The sequence below is a fragment of the Gordonia sp. AC31 genome (assembly GCF_031844505.1).
In the GTDB taxonomy this organism is placed as follows: Bacteria; Actinomycetota; Actinomycetes; order Mycobacteriales; family Mycobacteriaceae; genus Gordonia; species Gordonia hongkongensis.
This window is the reverse complement of record NZ_JAUZVK010000009.1, coordinates 72,985-91,726: the sequence shown is the minus strand read 5'-3', so window position 1 is coordinate 91,726 and position 18,742 is coordinate 72,985. Positions and strand designations below refer to the sequence as shown.

The 18,742-nt window shown below is 67.5% G+C and carries 18 protein-coding genes; 4 read left to right on the top strand and 14 right to left on the bottom strand.

Annotated elements, in window-relative coordinates:
• Positions 1–66: 66 nt before the first annotated feature.
• The 12 genes from Q9R39_RS12890 to Q9R39_RS12835 all read right to left on the bottom strand — a co-directional run bounded on the left by Q9R39_RS12890 (position 67) and on the right by Q9R39_RS12835 (position 12,986).
• Positions 67–1,257, bottom strand: coding sequence for an FAD-binding oxidoreductase (locus tag Q9R39_RS12890; protein ID WP_159371720.1), 1,191 nt, complete (start codon positions 1,255–1,257; stop codon positions 67–69).
• On the bottom strand, positions 1,254–2,585 hold the full coding sequence (locus tag Q9R39_RS12885; protein WP_159371721.1) for an FMN-binding glutamate synthase family protein: 1,332 nt from the start codon (positions 2,583–2,585) through the stop codon (positions 1,254–1,256). Before Q9R39_RS12885 ends, Q9R39_RS12890 begins: the two co-directional genes overlap by 4 nt.
• Positions 2,586–2,760: 175 nt before the next feature.
• Positions 2,761–3,519 (bottom strand): protein glxC, encoded by a 759-nt coding sequence (locus tag Q9R39_RS12880; RefSeq protein WP_159371722.1) that lies wholly within the window; start codon positions 3,517–3,519, stop codon positions 2,761–2,763.
• Positions 3,507–4,403: a glutamine amidotransferase gene (locus Q9R39_RS12875; RefSeq protein ID WP_159371723.1), complete on the bottom strand. Its 897-nt coding sequence runs from the start codon at positions 4,401–4,403 to the stop codon at positions 3,507–3,509. The genes Q9R39_RS12880 and Q9R39_RS12875 overlap by 13 nt, the downstream gene beginning before the upstream one ends.
• Before the next feature lie 64 nt (positions 4,404–4,467).
• Positions 4,468–5,826 carry a type III glutamate--ammonia ligase gene (gene glnT / locus Q9R39_RS12870; RefSeq protein WP_374193966.1) on the bottom strand — a complete coding sequence of 453 codons (1,359 nt, stop codon included), beginning with the start codon at positions 5,824–5,826 and terminating at the stop codon, positions 4,468–4,470.
• Between the two features lie 226 nt (positions 5,827–6,052).
• A complete protein-coding gene (locus Q9R39_RS12865) occupies positions 6,053–7,423 on the bottom strand; it encodes an ammonium transporter (RefSeq protein WP_065631120.1) in 1,371 nt (456 codons plus the stop codon).
• Positions 7,424–7,479: 56 nt separating this feature from the next.
• Positions 7,480–8,490, bottom strand: a complete 1,011-nt coding sequence (locus Q9R39_RS12860) for a DUF3445 domain-containing protein (protein ID WP_159371724.1) — start codon at positions 8,488–8,490, stop codon at positions 7,480–7,482.
• The gene (locus Q9R39_RS12855) at positions 8,487–9,485 is read right to left on the bottom strand and encodes a PDR/VanB family oxidoreductase (protein ID WP_065631121.1); all 999 of its coding nucleotides are present in this window, start codon (positions 9,483–9,485) and stop codon (positions 8,487–8,489) included. The genes Q9R39_RS12860 and Q9R39_RS12855 overlap by 4 nt, the downstream gene beginning before the upstream one ends.
• Positions 9,482–11,014, bottom strand: a complete 1,533-nt coding sequence (locus Q9R39_RS12850; RefSeq protein ID WP_159371725.1) for a DUF3445 domain-containing protein — start codon at positions 11,012–11,014, stop codon at positions 9,482–9,484. Before Q9R39_RS12850 ends, Q9R39_RS12855 begins: the two co-directional genes overlap by 4 nt.
• Positions 11,011–12,012 (bottom strand): PDR/VanB family oxidoreductase, encoded by a 1,002-nt coding sequence (locus tag Q9R39_RS12845; RefSeq protein WP_159371726.1) that lies wholly within the window; start codon positions 12,010–12,012, stop codon positions 11,011–11,013. Before Q9R39_RS12845 ends, Q9R39_RS12850 begins: the two co-directional genes overlap by 4 nt.
• Positions 12,009–12,593: a dimethylamine monooxygenase subunit DmmA family protein gene (locus tag Q9R39_RS12840; protein WP_159371727.1), complete on the bottom strand. Its 585-nt coding sequence runs from the start codon at positions 12,591–12,593 to the stop codon at positions 12,009–12,011. Before Q9R39_RS12840 ends, Q9R39_RS12845 begins: the two co-directional genes overlap by 4 nt.
• 9 nt (positions 12,594–12,602) lie before the next feature.
• A complete protein-coding gene (locus Q9R39_RS12835) occupies positions 12,603–12,986 on the bottom strand; it encodes an ethanolamine utilization protein (protein ID WP_068972132.1) in 384 nt (127 codons plus the stop codon).
• A 554-nt stretch (positions 12,987–13,540) separates the two neighbouring features.
• On the opposite strand from Q9R39_RS12835, the gene Q9R39_RS12830 reads away from it, so the two are divergent.
• Positions 13,541–13,831 (top strand): WhiB family transcriptional regulator, encoded by a 291-nt coding sequence (locus Q9R39_RS12830; RefSeq protein WP_068972131.1) that lies wholly within the window; start codon positions 13,541–13,543, stop codon positions 13,829–13,831.
• A 125-nt stretch (positions 13,832–13,956) separates the two neighbouring features.
• On the top strand, positions 13,957–14,289 hold the full coding sequence (locus Q9R39_RS12825; RefSeq protein WP_159371728.1) for a hypothetical protein: 333 nt from the start codon (positions 13,957–13,959) through the stop codon (positions 14,287–14,289).
• A 25-nt stretch (positions 14,290–14,314) separates the two neighbouring features.
• Here the strand turns inward: Q9R39_RS12825 and Q9R39_RS12820 are convergent, their stop codons facing one another.
• On the bottom strand, positions 14,315–15,790 hold the full coding sequence (locus Q9R39_RS12820; protein WP_159371729.1) for an MDR family MFS transporter: 1,476 nt from the start codon (positions 15,788–15,790) through the stop codon (positions 14,315–14,317).
• Between the two features lie 122 nt (positions 15,791–15,912).
• Here Q9R39_RS12820 and Q9R39_RS12815 point away from each other — a divergent pair, with 122 nt between their 5' ends.
• Positions 15,913–16,536, top strand: coding sequence for a TetR family transcriptional regulator (locus Q9R39_RS12815; RefSeq protein ID WP_058252949.1), 624 nt, complete (start codon positions 15,913–15,915; stop codon positions 16,534–16,536).
• Here the strand turns inward: Q9R39_RS12815 and Q9R39_RS12810 are convergent.
• Complete coding sequence (locus tag Q9R39_RS12810; RefSeq protein ID WP_058252975.1) at positions 16,533–17,873, bottom strand: amylo-alpha-1,6-glucosidase; 1,341 nt, start codon at positions 17,871–17,873, stop codon at positions 16,533–16,535. The genes Q9R39_RS12815 and Q9R39_RS12810 overlap by 4 nt on opposite strands.
• An 85-nt stretch (positions 17,874–17,958) precedes the next feature.
• Here Q9R39_RS12810 and Q9R39_RS12805 point away from each other — a divergent pair, with 85 nt between their 5' ends.
• Positions 17,959–18,639, top strand: a complete 681-nt coding sequence (locus Q9R39_RS12805; RefSeq protein ID WP_311277591.1) for an SDR family oxidoreductase — start codon at positions 17,959–17,961, stop codon at positions 18,637–18,639.
• The last annotated feature ends 103 nt before the right edge of the window (positions 18,640–18,742 follow it).

The following is an 18,742-nucleotide window of genomic DNA, read 5'->3' as shown; positions in this document are numbered from 1 at the left end:
CCTGACAGTTGACACACGATTCCACCCCTGTCGACGGCCACGGCCTCGGATCATCCGGCGTCCCGGTCAGCGCATCTCGCCGGCTCCCACATACGGGAAGCGCGTCGTCAGCAGGTCGCCTTCGGCGAACCGCGTGAACCGGAAGTCCGACTCCGGAATACGCGGGTCCGCGCTGCGTCCGTCGACGACGAGGTCGGCGATCAACCGGCCGACCGCCGGCGAGATCTTGAACCCATGGCCGCTGAACCCGGCCGCCAGGACGAGCCCGTCCAGTGGTCCGCTGGAGATGATCGGATTCCAGTCGGGTGTGACGTCGTAACACCCGGCGTAGCTCGTGGTGATCGCCGGATCGGTGAACCCGGGGAACCGGGTGCCGACCTTGTCGACGGTGAGGTCGATGAAGTCCGAGTCCGCGCGGTTCCGGTAGTCGTCGGGATTCGCTATGTCGAGCGCCGCGAGATCGCTGTTGCCGAACAGAATCTCGCCGCGGACGTCCGGTCGGACGTACTGCAGCGACACCAGGTCGGAGAAGACCGGCACCTCGCCGAGGTCCTCACCGGGGTGAATCATCACGATCTGTTCGCGGTGCACCTCGATCGGGATGTCGACCCCGTAGGGCGCGAGGAACGGTTTGGACCAGACACCGGTGGCGACGACCACGGTGTCCGCGGAGATCGTCGAACCGTCCGCGAGTCGGACTCCCGTCACCCGGTCGGCGTCGACGATTAGGCCGGTGACGTTGGTGCCCTGACGAATTCGGATTCCTGTTGCCCGCGCCGAGGCCGCGAAGGCCTGCGCGGTCTGATACGCGTCCCCGTAGCCGCCGCGCTCTTCCCAACCGAAGGCCGCGAAGGGTTCGAGGTCGGCGGTGGGCCACATCGCGGCGACATCGGCGGCGTCGATCTCCTCGGTCTGCACGCCGACCGCACGTTGCGCCGCGAGGCTCTTGCGCATGTTCTCGACATTCGGCTCGCCGACGCCGACGACATATCCGGTCTGACGGAATCCGATGTCGGAGCCGAAGATCTCCTCCGCCTTCTCGAAGACCTCGAGTCCGACCGCGGCCATCGCCGCCAGCGAACCGACGCCGTAGTGGCACCGCACGATTCCCGAAGACTTGCCCGTCATCCCGCCGCCGACGGTGTCCCGCTCGCAGACGATCACATCGGTGATGCCGCGTTGTCCCAAGGCCCAGGCGGCCGCCACGCCCTCGAGGCCGCCACCGACGATGACGACCGAGGCGGTCTCGGTGCTCACAGGCCCGCCCCCGGAATCCAACTCGTCCCGGCGAGCGGAACGCGGGCCATCGCCGACGCCTCGATCGAGATGGCGACGAGATCTTCGGGCTCCAGATGCTGCAGGTGCGCTTTGCCGCACGCACGGGCGATCGTCTGGGCCTCCATCGTCATCACGCGCAAGAAGTTCGCCAGGCGCTTTCCGCCGAGGACTGGGTCGAAACGCGCCGAGAGTTCCGGGTCCTGCGTGCTGATGCCCGCGGGATCGCGCCCGTCCTGGAAGTCGTCGTAGAAACCGGCGGCCGATCCCAGCGCCTCGTACTCCGCGGCGTATCGGGGATCGTTGTCGCCCAACGCGATCAGCGCTGCGGTGCCGATGGCGACGGCGTCGGCACCGAGGGCCATCGCCTTGGCGACATCGGCGCCGTTGCGGATTCCGCCCGACACGATGAGTTGGACCTCTCGGTGAACACCCAACTCCTGCAGGGCCTGCACCGCCTGCGGGATGGCGGCGAGGGTCGGGATGCCGACGTGCTCGATGAAGACGTCCTGGGTCGCCGCAGTTCCGCCCTGCATCCCGTCGACCACGACGACGTCGGCGCCGGAATGCACCGCGAGTTTCACGTCGTAATACGTGCGGGTGGCGCCGACCTTCACATAGATCGGCTTCTCCCAGTCGGTGATCTCGCGCAACTCGTTGATCTTGATCGCCAGGTCGTCCGGTCCGGTCCAGTCGGGGTGACGGCACGCGCTGCGCTGGTCGATTCCCTGCGGCAGGGTACGCATGCCCGCCACACGCTCGGAGATCTTCTGTCCCAGCAGCATTCCCCCGCCGCCCGGTTTGGCACCCTGGCCGAGCACGATCTCGATCGCGTCGGCCTTGCGCAGGTCGTCGGGGTTCATCCCGTATCGCGACGGGAGATATTGGTAGACGAGGTGTTTGGACTGACCCCGCTCTTCGGGCGTCATCCCGCCGTCACCGGTGGTGGTGGAGGTACCGACCTCCGAGGCGCCGCGCCCCAGCGCTTCCTTCGCCCCGGCCGACAGCGCGCCGAAGCTCATCCCGGCGATCGTCACCGGGGTGGAGAGATGCAACGGGTACTTCGCATTTCGCGAGCCGAGGACGACGTCGGTGTCGCAGCGCTCGCGATAACCCTCGAGGGGGTACCGGGACATCGATGCGCCGAGGAACAGCAGATCGTCGAAGTGCGGCAGCTTGCGCTTGGCGCCCCAGCCACGGATGTCGTAGATGCCGGTCTCGGCCGCGCGCTGGATCGCGGCGATGGTGGTGCGGTCGAACGTGGCCGACTCACGCAGGCCGCGCTGTTCGATGCTCAGGTTGTTGGTCATCGGTAGTTCTCTTTCGTCGTGTGGTCGTGCGGCGTTGCGGCCCTTCGTGGCTCGTCGCTAACGCTCCTCGCACCTCAGGGAGCAGGTGGTCGGCCGCGCTATCGCTCCTCGCACCTCAGGGAGCAGGGGTTGCGCCTCCGCAAGCTCCGGGCGCTCCTCAGGGAGCGGAGGAGGGTCAGTACGCGGAGGTGTTGTCGACCTTGAAGTGGTAGAGCTCGCGGGCGGAGCCGTAGCGGGTGTAGTCGCGGGGGTCGTCGTCGCCGAAACCGGCGGCCTTGAGCAACCCGGCCAGTTCCTCGAGGTGCTCGGCGCGCATCGGTTTGGCGATGCAATCGGCACCCAGCGAGGCGACCTCGCCGCGCACGTAGATGCGGGTCTCGTAGATCGAGTCGCCGAGACCGTCGCCGGCGTCGCCGCGGACGACCAAGCGGCCCGCCTGAGCCATGAAAGCGCTGTTGTGCCCGACGTTTCCGCCGACGACGATGTCGACGCCCTTCATCGAGATGCCGCAGCGTGCCGCGGCATCGCCCTCGACGACGAGGAGTCCACCGTGCGCGGTGGCGCCGGCCGACTGCGAGGCGTTGCCCTTCACGATCACACTGCCGCTCATCATGTTCTCGGCGACGCCGGTGCCGGCGTTGCCGTTGATCGTGACCTCGGCCTGCTGGTTCATGCCCGCGGCGTAGTAGCCGACGTGGCCGTTGATCGTGATCTTCACCGGCAGGTTGACTCCCGCGGCGACGCTGTGGGCTCCGGCCGGGTTGTCGATGACGATCTCGCCGGAGATGTCCCCGTGCAGCATCGAGTTGATCTCGCGCAACGGGGTTTCGGCGAGGTCGAAGGTGTGATTGGGGTTCATCGTCTCAGCTTTCGCCGTGTCGTTCGAGGCGGGAACGGTAGGGGTGGAGGGAAACTCGGCGGTCATCGAGTCCATGCGTAGACGACCTCCGGCTCGGGCTCCCAGATGCGGGCGTTCTCCACGCCGGGCAGTTTGGCCAGTGCGCGGTACTCACTCGCCATGGCCACCCAGTCGTCGGTCTCGGCGATCACGGCCGGTTTGCATGCGATGGCGTCGCGCACCACCGCGAACGAATCGCGATTCGACACCAGCAACGTGTAGAAACCGTCGAAGTTCGCGCAGACCTCTTTCAGTGCTGTTTCCACGTCCTTGCCCGCCGCAAGCTGGTGTGCGACGAAGCGCGCCCCGACCTCCGTGTCGTTCTCACTGTCGAATTCCACTCCGGCAGCGCGCAGTTCACGCCGGATGGTCGCGTGATTCGCAAACGAACCGTTGTGGACCAGGCACTGTTCGGGGCCGACCGCAAACGGATGTGCGCCCGAGGAGGTGACCGCCGATTCGGTCGCCATCCGGGTGTGCCCGACGCCCTGCCATCCCGACGCCGCGGCCAGGCCCCAGGATTCGGTCAGGTCACGGGGTGCGCCGACGCCCTTGAGGACGGTCAGGTCCGACCCGAAACCGGCCACCAGGGCCTGCGGGTATGCGGCCCGGGCGGCGGCCAGCAGCTCGTCGGCCGGCGCCGGGGCGGAGGCCACCAGCGTCACGTCGATCGTCTGTGCCGCGACCGGCACCCCGAGGGCCGCGCTCAGCGTCGTGGACACCTCGTCGGGAAGAACGTCGAGTTCGAGGAGGGAGATGCAGCCGTGTCCGGACGGTGCCCACGTGGGGTTGCCGTAGACGGCGATACCCGCCGAATCCGCGCCACGGTCTTGCATCTCGCCGAGCATCCCGGCGAGCATCTCGCCCAACCGGGGGTGAAGGTCAGGGTTGCGCAGGTGCAGCCCGACGATTCCGCACATGATCAGTTCCTTACGTCGATCGATGAATCTCGTTGAGAGGTCTTGTGTTCTGGGGGAAGGACGGTCAGAACGCCGTCAGGTACTTGTCGACCTCCCACGGCGTGACCGCCGCGTGCCAGTCGAAGAACTCGTCGCGTTTGAGTCCGGCGAAGTATGCCGAGACCCGCTGCTCGTCCTCGGGCCAGTCCTCGGGAAGCGCGGCGTCGAGCGTGCCGGCGACGACCCCGTCGGCCTCCAGCGCCTCCACCGCGTGCAGGAGGGTGAGCGGGAGTTCGGCGATGTGGCCGGGGCAGTTGCCGACGGCGCCCGGGTCCAGACTCCGCTTGATGCCGTCGAGTCCCGCACCGAGCAGCGCGGCGACGGCCAGGTACGGATTCGCCGACCCGTCACCGCCACGGAGCTCCACGCGCTGCTCGTCGGGCACCCGGATGTAGTGGGTGCGGTCGTTGCCGCCATAGGTGGCCCGCCGCGGGGCCCAGGACGCACCCGAGCGCGTCGCCGTCGCACCGGTTCGCTTGTAGGAGTTGACCGTCGGTGCGATCACGGCTTGGAGCGCGGGTGCGTGTTCCAGAATCCCGCCGATGAACCCGTACGCCGTCTCCGACAACCCCAGTCCTCGCTCGTCGTCGGTGACCTGCGGGAACACCGGGTCGCCCGCCTGCGTGAGGGACAGGTGGAAGTGCAGACCCGACCCGGTGCGCTCTGCGAAGGGTTTCGGCATGAAGGTCGCGATCATGCCCTTCTCCGCAGCCAGGGCGGAGAGCAGGTACCGGAGCGTGACGACGCGGTCGGCGGTCGTGAGCGCGTCGGAGTAGGCGAAGTTCTGCTCGAACTGGCCGTTCCCGTCCTCGTGGTCGTTGGCGTAGTTGCTCCAGCCGAGTTGGTTCATCGCGGTGGACACGGTGGTGAGGTGGTCGTACATCCGGGTGAGACCGCGGACGTCGTAGCACGGCTGGTCGGAATCATCGGCGGCGTCGGCGGTCACCAGCGAGCCGTCGGCGGCCCGTTTCAGGAGGAAGTACTCGACCTCGGCCCCGACCCACGGCTCGAAACCCGCGTCCGCGGTCTGCGCGATGAGCGCCTTGAGGATGTTCCGGGGCGCGAACGGCCACGGCTTGCCCTCGACATGGGGATCGCACTGAACGACCGCGAGGCCCTCCTTGATGAACGGGATGGGCAGGAAGGACCGGACATCGGGGATCGCGATGAGATCGGGATCCTTCGGCTCCTGGCCGATCGCGCCGACCGCATATCCGGCGAAACCTACGCCCTCGGTGGCCAATTCGTCCACCGCTTCCACCGGCACCAGTTTGGCGCAGGGCTTGCCGCGGAGGTCGACGAACATCGCGAGGATGAACTTGGTGCCGTGCGTCGCGCAGAGATCGGCGAGTTCGCCGGTCGTTGTCTCGGTGGTTGTCATCATGTGCTCCGGGGTCGACTCTATGGGCTTTCGTTCCGCATGTCTACTAGCGTGAACCATTGTCTACTATTAGTAGACCCGGTGGATGTTTCGTCCCTGTTTCGACTCCGTGAGCGGTGGGTGTCAATCTGTCCGGCAACGTTTTCCACGTCCTCGGACGCACAGCGCTCGGGGGCCCACCGTCGAACGGTGAACCCCCGAGCAGTTGCCAACCGATGACCGGTATGGATCAGACCCCGGCCGGTGGCGCCGAGGCCGGAGTCGACGGCGGCATCGCCTCCTCCACCTTGTCCGCGGCACGGGCCGGCGACATGGTCGCGAGTCCGCCGGCGTGACCGACCGAGGCGGCGGGGATCTCGTACGCCGTCTCCGCGTGGACCGCGGTGTCGAGGCCGACCATCTCGGTCTCCTCGTCGACGCGCATGCCGATGAGCTTGTCGAGTCCCTTGGCGATCAGCCAGGTCATCACGAACGAGTACGTGCAGGTGATGACGATGCCGGCGAGCTCACGCCAGACGATGTCCACCGGACCGCCGAACAAGATCCCCTGGACACCGGCCGGCGCGGCCTCGGTGGCGAAGAGCACGATGCAGATGGTTCCGACGATCCCGCCGATGCCGTGCACGGCGAAGGCATCCAGCGTCTCGTCGATCTTGAGCTTGCTCTTGAAGCTCAGCAGGAACGCCACGACCGCCGCGGCGAAGATGCCCACGAGCAGCGCACCGAGCGGTGCCATGCTGCTGGCCGCCGGGGTGATCCCGACGAGGCCCGCGACGGTGCCGGTGATCATGCCGAGCGAGGTGACGTGCCCCTCGCGCCACTTCTCGATGATCGCGAACCCGATCATGCCCGCCGAACCGGCCAGCAGGGTGTTCAGGATGACGGCCTGCGCGAGGAAGTTGGCGCCGAGCGCGCAACTGCCGTTGAACCCGAACCAGCCGAAGAACAGGATGCCGCCGCCCATGATCGTCATCGGCACGTTGTGCGGGCGCTCCATCCGCCGCTTGCGCGCACCGAGCACCACCGCGAGGGCAAGGGCCGCGACACCGGCATTCATGTGGACGGCGGTGCCGCCTGCGTAGTCGACGATCTCGAGGTCGTTCAGCAGGAACCCGCCGCTGTAGTTGTCGTCGACGTCGGCCGCGAAGACCCAGTGGGCGACCGGGAAGTACACCACGATGAGCCAGATCGGCGCGAAGACCAGCCACGCCGAGAACTTCATCCGGCCCGCCGCGCCGCTGGCGACGATCGCGATCGTGATGGCCGCGAACAGGATGAACCAGGCTGCGAAGTAGAGCGTCTGGGTGGCGCCGGAAGCGTCGTCGGTGAGCCAGTTGGTCAGGCCGATGTAGTCGGTCGGGTTGCCGATGAGGCCCCACCCGCCCACCGACGGACCGGACACCAGGCCGTGCCCGATCACGACGTACAGGACCGCCGTGATCGCCAGGGTGGACATGACCATCGTCATGATGTTGAGGACGTTCTTCGATCCGACCATGCCTCCGTAGAAGAAGGCCAGGCCCGGGAACATCAGCAGGACGAAGACGAAGGCCGCCAGCATCCATGCCAGGTCGGCATTGGCGGCGAGTATGGGTTCCATGAGCGATCTTTCGGTTCTGGGACTCTACGAGAAGTCGGGTGTTACGGGACCAGGGCTCACGGGCGACTTTGACCGCGGAGGTATGCGACGACGTTGTCGCGATAGTCGAGAAAACCCTTGTAGGCGGCGATGTCCTCGCCGAGCGTCTCGATGACGGTCGCCAATTGACCGGCCCACTCGGGTATGCGCTTCACGTCCTCGAGCGAGGCCATGAATGTCCGGATATTGAACGTCACCGCACCCGACATCGGCAACCGGACGAAGTGTTCCAGCTCGATGCGCAGTCGCGCGCGACCGAAATCGCCGTCGGCGATCATGCCCGCGACGTCGGCCGCCCACTCCGGCAGCTCCTCGAGGCTGACGTCGAGTTTGTGGGAGTCCGACGCCGACAGCGTCCAGTTCACCCTGCGGTACACCTGGTCTGCGGGTAGCCTCCGCAGGAACTGTTCGGCGCGGGCGACGATGCCTTCGCGGAGCATGCGGGGAACGGGCGCGTGGATCTCGTACATGTCCATCCCGACGTCGAAGGACACCGACCACGCGGCGGCGAAGGTGACCACGCCGGCGTCGAAGTACAGGTGCCCGTCGCGTTCGGTGACGAGCAGCAGGTCGTCGGGTACCTCACGCGCCAGGAATTCCATGGGGCCGTAGGGAAGGGTGGCCGGATCACCCAGGACGAACTCCTGATCCGTACCCAGAAGCCGGTTGCACCAACGGAATCGACCGTCACCGTGTTCGGTGAGCTCCATCGCCGCGGGGTAGGCGTGACCGAGATCGCGCAGGTAGTACAACAGCAGATCCCAGGAGGCCAGTTCCATCCCCGGGCGCACACGGACGCGTGTCGGATCGGCGTCGAGGATCCGCCGTCGCTCGGCCATGATCTCCGGATACTCGGCGCCGCCGAGATCGACGAGGTGCCTGCCCCATTCGCCGGCCCGGGTCGGACGCGGGATGCGTGCCGGTTCGACGTTCACGCTGTAGGAGAACTCCTCCATTTCGTCCGGAAACGGCCACGGCAGGTTCGTCAGGTGGTCGACCCGACGGGTCGGGAACGATTCGATGCTCACAGGTCCACCTCGATGTCCTGACCGCGCGAGACACAACACAGCATGGCGTCGCCCACGGTCTTCTCGTCGTCGGTCAGTACGAAGTCGCGGTGCTCGATTCGGCCGCTTCGCACCGGGATTCGGCATTCGCCGCACACGCCTTGGCGGCACAGACTCGGCACCGGGACGCCGTTGTCGAGCAACCGCTGCAGCAGCGACACACCCGGTGGCACGTCGATGCGGAGGCCCGAAGACGCCACCGTCACGGTGAAGGGATCGCCGGGATCCTGTTCGGGGGCGGTGAAACGTTCGAGATGTACTCGCGCGCTGGGCCATCCGGCGTCCTCCGCGAGCCGCGTGTACGCCTCCAGGAGTGACGTGGGACCACAGGCATAGGCGTGCGTTCCGAGCGGCTGCGCCCGCAATCGCTCAGCGATCACCCGCATGGTGGCCGCGGCCCCGGACACCTCGTGCAGCGTCACGGAGGGTTGCATGGCGAGCGCCCGCAGGTCCTCGGTGTGCGCACCGCATCCACGCCGATAGGAGTAGACGATGTCGGCCCGACGCCCGTCCCGAGCGAGGGCACGGGCGTGCGACAGCACCGGCGTGACCCCGATTCCGCCCGCGATCAGCAATGCGCCGCGCTGATCGAGCACCGGCGGGAACATCGAACGCGGACCCTCGATCTCGATGACGGCATCGACGACGAGGTTGTCGTGCAACCAATCCGAACCACCGCCCGCACCACGTCGCAACACCGAGATGCCGTAGCTGGTCGGGTACATCCCGTCGTCGACGAGCGAGTAGGCATTCCGCTGTCCGCCGGCCGAGATGATGAGATGGCTGCCCGGCTGGTACGCGGTCAGGACCGCGTGGGCGTCGTCGACGGGGCCGAACCGGAAATGCGTGACCTCGTCGGTGAGTTGTCGCACGGACATGACACGCATCGGTCGCGGACCGGTGGCATAGGCCGGATGAAGGTGGGCCGGGTACTGCCCTACGGCGACCGCGGTCATTCGTCGCCGCCGACCGCAGAGGCCAGGAAGCTGCCCATCACCGGTGAATGGTGTTCGTGCACCTCGAGATCCCGAGCGCAACCGGGGCACGCGACGACGCCGCCGACAACGGCCTCGGCGCGAAAGGTCTCGCGGCAATGCGCGCAGTAGAGCGGTAGGTCGCGGGTGTGCGTGACATAGCACGACAGTTCGGCCGCCACCGCCCCCGCGTTACGCGCCATGGCGAGTGCCGTCATGACGTCGTACTGCCCGCCGGTGACCAGGACTCGGGTACCGGTGCGGCACTCGTCCAGAGCAGACTGCAACGCCGATCTGTCGACCGCGTCGCCCAGTGAGTCCAGGACCACCAACCGCGTCCCTCCGGCTGCCTCGGCGGCCGCCACCCAGTTCCGTGACACGTGCGCGGCTGCCGGATCGTCGCCGATCGCCACCACGAGGAACGCCGCCCCGGTGGTGTCGACGGCCGGGGGCGAGGCGGGCCACCGCGGCATGCCGGCCCCGGTGGTCTCCGGCGTCGCCGGTGCGGCCGCGCGCAGCCACTGCGCCGCACGATCCCGGAACTTGATGATGCCCTTGTAATCGGCCATGTCACCGGGCAATTCGGCCAACACCTCCGCGGTGCGTCGGCGCCAGACCTCGACGGTGGCGAGTTGCTCGAGCGGAAGCATGTACGTCCGGATGAGGAACATGACCGCACCCGAATCCGGCAGCCGGATGAGGTGTTGCACTTCGACGCGGAGGTGTACCCGCCTGCCGAACTCGTCGTCGGGGACCTGTTGGATGACCTCCCGGTCCGGTCCCCACTTGTGATAGATCTCGGTCGAGACGTCGAGCCTGCGGTCGATCGTCAACGTCCAGTTGGTTCGTCGATACGGCTGATGAGGTTGGAGGCGCTTGAGGAACTCGTGCGCACGGGTGATGACGCCTTCGGGGTGGATGCGCGGCACCGGTCCGTGGATCTCGAGGAAGCTCATCCCGACGTCGAACCCGAAACTCCAATCGGCGGCGAAGGTGACGACCCCGGCATCGACGTGGAGTTGCCCATTGCGCTGATCCAGAAGGGCGATGTCCTCCTGGACCTGAGAGCTGATGTAGCGCAACGGTTCCTCGGGAAGTGACGCCGGGTCACCGTATCGGAAGTGTTGCTCGATCCCGAGGATTTCGTTGTGCCACAACCAGGTGTCGGGTCCGGTCGACGCGAGCCGGAACTCGGGACAGGTCGCGGCGAGCTCACCCATGACGGTCAACATCGCGTCCCACGCGGCCGGGACCATGTGCGGCAACACAGCATGGCGGGTGGGATCGGCGGCCAGGATCACCGCGCGCTGATCGATCTCGGTGCGGTACTCCGAATCGATGTCGACAACCGACGTCCCCCACTCGCCCGCCGCCGTGGTCACCGGGGTCCGGGCCGGCTCGACATTCGTGCTGTAACGATAGCGGTCCTCGGGGAACGGGAACGGGAAGCCCGCGAGGAGATCTGGCGCGACCGTCGTCGTCGCTCCGCCCGGGCCGAGAGTGTCTGTCACAGGGGAACCTCCAGGGTGCTGGCGGCCGCAGCGCGCGAGACGCACGGCATGATGGCGTTGCCCGCGTCCTTCTCCTCGGGGGTGAGGTAGAGATCGCGGTGGACCGGGATACCGCCGGCGAGCGGGATGCGGCACTCACCGCACACGCCTTGCCGGCAGAGATTCGGCACGACGATGCCCTCGTTCTCGAGAGCCTCGAGCATGCTCGTCCCCGCCGGTACATCGACCGTCCGCCCGGAAGCGGTCAGCTCCACACGGAAGGGGTCGCCGGCGTCGAGAGCGTCGATCCCGAACCGCTCGAGATGAATCCGCGATTCCGGCCAACCGGCGTCCACCGCCGCAGCAGTGACCGCGTCGATCATCGCCGCCGGACCGCATACGTACAGGTGGGTACCGATCGGCTGGGTACGCAGGGTCTGTGCGAGGCGATCGGCGAAAGAGTGCCGGTCGGTGAACAGTTCGGCACGGGGTCCGGCGAGTGCGGTGACCTCGTCGAGGTGGGCGGCCGCCGAATCACGGAAGACATACAGCAGTTGCACATCCCGGCGCCAGCGAGCCGCCGACCGAAGGTGGGACATCATCGGCGTGATCCCGATCCCGCCGGCGATCAGGAGATGTTTACGCGCCCGGGCGACCGGAGCGAACGCGCTGCGCGGCAACCCCACCGACACCGTTGCGCCGACCTCGAGTTCGTCGTGCAACCAACGCGATCCGCCCTTGCCGTCATCGAGTCGGAGCACCGAGATCGAGTAGTGCAACGGATGCGCGCCGTCGCCGGTCAGGCTGTAGGCGTTGGTGAAGGCACCCCCGTGCACGACGACGTGACTGCCCGGGATGTAACCGGGCAGCACGTTGCCGCCGGGGTCGGAAAAGGTGATCGCGCGGATGTCTCGGGCGGGGGCGTCGACAGCCGTGACGACGAGTTCCAGCGTCGTCGCGCCGGCTCCGGGACGCACGACGGACTCGGGGCTGCTCATGTCGGCCACTCCGGTGTTCATGAGGGATCCTTCGTGAGGGTGGGTACCTCGCCTGGTCCGGTTCCCGGACAGGCCGACTGGGCGGTCTCGGCGTCGGCCATGAAACCCAGATATTGTCCGGTTCGACGCGAGACGTGGTGGTACACGAGCAGGTCGCGACGGCAACCGACGCACCCGACGATGTCATCGACGGCCGCGGCCGCGCGGGTGACCGATCGGCAGTGTGCGCAGAAGATCTGCACGACCGACTGCGGCGCGGAAGTCACCGGGACGACGGCGATCTCGTCGTCCTCGAGTCCGGCACCGAGCGCGACCGCGCGCAGTGTCAGTGCCGATCCCGGCTCCGCTGCTATCCAGACTCGCACGCCGACAACGGCTTCGGCGAGGGTGCTGCCGAGCTGGGCGGCGACCGAGTCGGTATCCCCGTGGATACGTGTGGTGGCACGCGGAGGTAGTGATGACTCCCAGCGAGCCAGGGTCTCGGCGACATCCCCGACACCGACCAGCACGTACGAGTTGCCGGTCGGTGGGGGCGTCGTCGCCTCGATCGGTACGCCGGGACGTGCCCACGTCGGCACGCTGGAGAAGTCGATCTGCGACATGGCAGCGACTCAGAGGAGGGTGGCGTCGCGCAACCCGGTGTAGAAGGCGAGCGCGTAGTCGGGGGTGCTGAAGTAGATCTTGGACCCCTTCGGGAAGAAGATCGCGTCCTTGGCCTTGGCCACGGTCTTCTGCCCGGTCTCCCTGTTCTCCAGGAGGAACTCGCCTTCGAGCACGACCTTCATCTCGTCGTATTCGTACTCGTAGTACAGCGGCTCGTCGGTGTGGCGCAGCTCGAAGTACCCGCTGCACATGGGGCTTCCGTCCGGGTTCTCGTAGACGTCTCCGATGAAGCCCTCGGTGCCCGGGTACTCCGCCTCGGGCATCTTCGGCAGATCCTCGTATCCGCCGCTGGTCACGCGGAACTCCAGGGCCTTGGCACTCTCGATGGTCACGATGCTCCTTCACAGGTTCGATCTGGGCGTACTCGCGGGCGGCGGTACGTCGACGACATCCGGGGTCCGCGACCCATCGGCGCGACTCCCCGTAGTGGACTTTGTCCCCTGTTATGAAACAAGCGTCGTGTTTCGTAGGTGTGACGGCACTGTAATGGCGTGCTACGGAACCGGCCCGTCCCGGACAGGGTGATCGGTCGGGCACGCAGACATCGACCCGCAGGTGCGCACCGTTTCGGCCCCTGGTCGGTCGGGTACCGCGGTCGGCAAGCCGGTTCCGCCGCATGCGAGCGCCCCGGCCCAGGCGCCCGGTTGAGAACCCAGCCGGGCGCCGTCTCATGACTCGACTCCGCGGGCCTGCTCGGCACGACTGCGACCGCGCCGCAACGTGATTCGCGATCAGTGTTGCACCTTCGACCAGACTCTGACAACATACGTTCTCAGTTTGATCGGAGGGATCAATGGGCCATCGGCGTCAGTGGGTGACGGTTGCCGGCGCAACCAGCACGACAGGTCGTGCACGAAGTGCGCGCGATGTCGGCGGAGTGCCTGACATGCAACCCACGTGTACCTCGAACCCGGACGCCTGGTTCCCGGAGCAGGCCGCCGGTGCCCGGAGCCTGGCCAACCGGCACGCTGTCGACGGGTGCGTCCGCTGTCCGATCCGCTCGCGCTGCGCCCGCCTCGCACTGGACGATCCGACTCACCTGACCGGGATCTGGGCGGGTGTCTACGTGCCGCCGCCGGGCAACCAGCACCGGGCCCGTACCCATGCACTGAATCGACTGCAATCCATCGGCTTTCCGCACGCGCACCCGAACGAAGAGCACCGGACGACGGCCTGACCCGACGATGCGGTGGCACTCGCACACGACATCGGCCCGGGTGCGGCGACTACCTGAGAGGTAGTGGCTCTCACGACGTCTGACGCCGACACTGGGATCACGACGATCCGCAGAGGAGGTGTCCGATGACCGACCGACCGACCGCCGTCGGCAGAAGACCCGCTGCTCTCCGCGCGCCCACGGGCTCGTGTCCGCGGTGGCTGACCGCGGTCATGCGGTGCGACCGCGCCCTGTCCTCGTGGTTCATCGGGGCGGGCTTCTTCTTCGCGCCGGTCTTGTTGATCCTCGACCCGTGGCCGGCCGCTGTCGTGATCGCCTGGGTGACGATCTCGATGTCCGGGCTGTGGCTTGGTCTGCTCGGCGTCTTCATGGCCGCCGGCTTGGCGCAGGTGCTGCGCGCCGGCGACGAGATCCCCGACGAGTTCTGGTCCGGTCTGCTGGATTACCGGACCCGGTGAGCCGGCCGGGCCGACGGTCGAGCGGCTAGGCCGACTCGGCGGCCCGGGCCGCCGGCGCACCCGTTCGGCCACGGACGAGCGCGGCCGCTGCGATGAGCACAAGCGACAGGCAGGCCGCGACGACGAAGGCCAGGTAAATGCCGTCGGCCCCCGCCTGCAGCGGGTTCACCCCGTCGTCGATGGCCGACTGTGTACCCCGGGACATCAGCGTGATGAACAGCGCGGTGCCTGCCGCTCCCGCGACCTGCTGGATGGTGCTGACGGTCGCGCTGCCGTGCGAGTACAGCTCGGGACTCAGCAATCCCAGCGCTGAGGTCATGAGCGGCGTCAGACCGAAAGCGATACCAGCACTGAGGATCACGTGAGCCGCGATCACCATGCCCAACGACGACCCGGCGTCGAGCGTGGTGAGCAGCCACGTGCCGGCACTGACGGCCAAGGTGCCCGGTAGCACCAGTGGTCGTGCACCGACCTTGTCGAACAATGCACCGACGAAGGGCGCCAGCAGACCCATCACCAGGCCACCGGGCAGGAGCACGAGGCCGGTGGTCAGGACGTCCTTGCCCATCACGTTCTGTAGGAAAAGGGGAAGCAGGATGAGCGCGCCGAAGAGCGTCAGCATGAACCCGGCCATCAGCACGACGGCCAAGCGGAACGGTGCGATCGCGAAGGTCCGCAGGTCGAGCAGTGCCAAGCCGCGGTCGGCGAGTTTGAGCTGTCGCACGACGAACAACGCGAGCGCGACGGCGCCGATGACGAGTGGCACCCACGGTGGGATCGGGGCGTGCCCACCCGCCGACTCCCCGATGCTGCTGAGACCGTAGACGACACCGCCGAAGCCGAGAGCCGACAACGGGACCGAGATGAGGTCGAGCTGCGCGGGCCGACGTTCGGTGACGTTGCGGACGAACACCCCGCCGAGGATCAGCGCACCGATCGCGATGGGCAGCACGATCCAGAACATGGCTCGCCAGCTGAGGGACTGCAGGATCAGGCCGGACACCGTCGGACCGACGGCCGGCGCGACGGCGATGACGATGGAGACCAGTCCCATCGTGCGGCCACGATTCTGCTCCGGGACGACGTTCAGGATCGTCGTCATCAGCAGCGGGACCATGAGCGCGGTGCCGGACGCCTGCACCACGCGGGCGACGATCAGGAGTTCGAAGCCCGGCGCGAGGGCGGCGGCGAGGGTGCCGATCGTGAACAACGTCATCGCCGCGATGTAGATCGAACGCAGGGTGAATCGCTGCATCAGGTAGCCGGTGATCGGGATGACGATCGCCATCGTCAGCAGGAACCCGCTGGTGAGCCATTGCGCGGTGGCGGCGGTGATCTCGAGGTCGGCCATCAGGGTGGGCAACGCGACGCTCAGGATCGTCTCGTTCAGGATCACCACGAAGGCCGCGACCAGCAGGACCCCGATGAGCAAGACGGCGCTGCGATCCGTGCCGGTGTCGGTTCTGTTGTCGGTGCCCGGGAGGGCGGCGTTCTCGGTCACTGTCGTTCTCTCATCGCTGTGGTGGTCCGGGTCGATCACACGGCGACGCTACCGGAAAGTGGCAGAGACTGCCAGGCTGGCACCGACTGACACCCGCGCCGGTCGACCGCTAGTCTCGACCCATGCCGGAATCCTCCGAGACCGGCGGGTTGCGGGCCCGCCGTCGAGATGCGACGCGCCTGGAGATCTACGAGGCCGCAGTGGAACTGTTCGAGCGCAACGGATTCGACGAGACGACGGTCGACGAGATCGCCGCGGCCGCCGGGGTCTCACCGCGCACGTTCTTCCGGTATTTCCCGACCAAGGAAGAGTGCGTGCTCTTCGACCGCTTCGGTTTCGACCAGGCACTCGACGACCATCTGGCCGGCATCGACCCCGATGCCCTGTCGCTCGCCGACATCGAGGGCGTCTACCGGCAGCTCCTGGAGGGGTTCGGTGATCGCAGCGACGACGTGTCCGCCCATTTCATGCGCGTGCAGAAACTCGTACTCGCGACACCCACCCTGAGCCGAGCCGCCCTCGGCCGCTACGCCGACAAGTCACGCCGACGGCCCGAGGCCCTGGGCGACCGCAGCTCGGCGCGAACTCGCGGTCAGCTACGGATGATCCTGGAGATCGCCAATCTCGAGGTGCAGTGCGCCTTCGAGGAGTGGGTAGAAATCAACGAGCGTCCCGGGTCGTCGGGGACGCCCCGGCCACTCGTGGACGTCTACGACGACGTGTGCCGTCGGATGCGGGAGCTCTAGTCGAGCCAGTCGAGCACCGACGCCGCGGTCCAGCTCTGTTGCATGCTGCCGAGTGGTTCGCCGGTGAACGGTTCGTAGTACTCGGCGAACGTCCCGTCGGTGGCCTGGCGGAGTCCTTCCTCGCGCAGGCGCGCCGACCGCTCGGTCCAGCCGCGGCGGGCGAACGCCCAACTGAAGAGCCAGGTCATCACCGGCCAGACGGGCCCGCGCCAGTACTCGCGCGGGCGGAAGTCGGCCGAGATCGGTGACGTCGACGGCGGGACCGCATACCGCAGATCCGGGTGGCCGCAGTAGCGCGGGCCGTCGAAGAGTCGCAGCAGCGCGCGTTCGCGGTCCCGGGAGAGGCCGCCGCACAGCAGCGGCGCGAAGACCGCGATCGTCTCGGTGTTGATCCACGAGTTGGCGCGCAGGTCGAAATCCCTTGCGGCACCGTTCCGATCGTTGGCGGCGGACACTACTCCGGCCCGGAACCGGTCAGCCCACGCGCGGAGATCTCGGACATCCGACCGCGGTTTGGAGTAGTCCTCACCGATCGTCGCCAGCACGTCGCAGGCGACGGCGAAGATGGCGGAGACGAACACATCCTCGACGGCGAAGCTCATCACCTTCGGGAGCAGCGCGTCGTCGTAATTGGCGCGCTTCATCTGTTCGACGAGCCAGATGTAGCGGTCGTACTCGAGGTCGGTGGGCCGCATCGAGAAGTCGTCGACGTGATCGAGGTCGGCGCGCTGGTACGGCGGAAGGTCGACCCCGGGGATCACGTTGGCGTACGCGGAATCCCAGCGTGGCGAGTTGTCCATCCCCGACTCCCAGCCGTGGAAGATGGTGATCCGCCCCCGGCCGTTGGGGTCCCGCGCGTGTGCCAGCCAGCGATGCCACCGCACCAGCGAACTCCATCGCCGGTCGATGAACTCGTTGGCGACGGCGCGGGTGGTGCGACCGTGGCGTCGGGAGTGATCGAGGATGCGCTGCACCGCGATCGCATGCACCGGCGGCTGGGTGATACCGGACGTGTCGGGGAAATCCGGTGCGCACTCGGCGAGGCGGGCGCACTCCCAGCGAGCCGGCCCCGGGAAGTAGCCGTCGCGGCCGTTCGCGAAGACGATGTGCGGAATCATCCCGTTGCGCCACTGCGCCGACAGCAGGGTGTCCATCTCGATGACGGCCCGCTCCACCGACAACGGCGCGAGGCCGACCGTGACGAACGCCGCGTCCCAGCTCCACATGTGCGGATACAACTTGGGCGCAGCGCTTGTCATCGTGCCCAGGTCGTTGCCTCGGAGCAGGTACGCGGCACGTGCCGACAGCTGCGTTGGGGTGAATCCGTACCTGGCCACGTCGACGATTGTGCCCCGCGACGTCGGCGTCTGCTCATCGAGCCCGACGGGGCTGCCACCCACGGATTCGCAGTAGGGTCGAGAGGTGCCCACCGCGTTGATCACCGGGGCGAGCCGCGGCCTCGGAGCCGAGATCGCCCGCCAGCTCGCGCCGACCCACGACCTCCTGCTCGGCGGACGACCCTCCCCCGAACTCGACCGGCTGGCGACCGAACTCGACGGCGCGAGCACCTTCGCCGTCGAGCTCACCGACTACGACGAGGTCGAAGCCGCGGTCGAGGCGATCACCGAGCTCGACGTCCTCGTCCACAACGCCGGGGTGGCCAGCAGTCTCGAACCGGTCGCGGAGACACCCGTCGAGGAATGGCGTCACATCCTCGAGGTGAACGTCGTCGCGGCCGCCGAGCTGACGCGATTGCTGCTCCCCGCGTTACGAGCGGCCGCCGGCCACGTCGTGTTCATCAACTCGGGCGCGGGACGCCGGGTCAACCCCGGATGGACCCCCTATGCAGCAAGCAAGTTCGCGGCGCGAGCGCTCGCCGACGGGTTGCGTGTCGAGGAACCGACCCTCCGGGTGACGTCCGTCTTCCCCGGCCGCATCGACACCGACATGCAACGCGACATCGTCGCCATCGAAGGAGACGAGTACGACGGGTCGCGGTTCCTGCGTCCCGCGACCGTCGCCCGAGCAGTCGTGCACGCCATCTCCACCCCGGCCGACGCCCACCCCGAAGAAATCGTGCTGAGGCCGACCGGGCGGGGCTGACCCTTCCTGAGCGTCCGTATTCTCTGCTCCCTGAGGTGCGAGCGAAGCGAGCCACGAAGGGCCCGCAAGACGTCTGGGGGATCGCTAGAAACCGCCGTCCACC

Coding starts and splice junctions, on each gene's coding strand:
- Q9R39_RS12885 (WP_159371721.1), bottom strand. CDS start 2,585: ATGACCAACAACCTGAGCATCGAACAGCGCGGCCTGCGTGAGTCGGCC.
- Q9R39_RS12880 (WP_159371722.1), bottom strand. CDS start 3,519: ATGGACTCGATGACCGCCGAGTTTCCCTCCACCCCTACCGTTCCCGCC.
- Q9R39_RS12875 (WP_159371723.1), bottom strand. CDS start 4,403: ATGTGCGGAATCGTCGGGCTGCACCTGCGCAACCCTGACCTTCACCCC.
- glnT (WP_374193966.1), bottom strand. CDS start 5,826: ATGATGACAACCACCGAGACAACGACCGGCGAACTCGCCGATCTCTGC.
- Q9R39_RS12865 (WP_065631120.1), bottom strand. CDS start 7,423: ATGGAACCCATACTCGCCGCCAATGCCGACCTGGCATGGATGCTGGCG.
- Q9R39_RS12855 (WP_065631121.1), bottom strand. CDS start 9,485: ATGACCGCGGTCGCCGTAGGGCAGTACCCGGCCCACCTTCATCCGGCC.
- Q9R39_RS12845 (WP_159371726.1), bottom strand. CDS start 12,012: ATGAACACCGGAGTGGCCGACATGAGCAGCCCCGAGTCCGTCGTGCGT.
- Q9R39_RS12840 (WP_159371727.1), bottom strand. CDS start 12,593: ATGTCGCAGATCGACTTCTCCAGCGTGCCGACGTGGGCACGTCCCGGC.
- Q9R39_RS12830 (WP_068972131.1), top strand. CDS start 13,541: ATGCAACCCACGTGTACCTCGAACCCGGACGCCTGGTTCCCGGAGCAG.
- Q9R39_RS12825 (WP_159371728.1), top strand. CDS start 13,957: ATGACCGACCGACCGACCGCCGTCGGCAGAAGACCCGCTGCTCTCCGC.
- Q9R39_RS12815 (WP_058252949.1), top strand. CDS start 15,913: ATGCCGGAATCCTCCGAGACCGGCGGGTTGCGGGCCCGCCGTCGAGAT.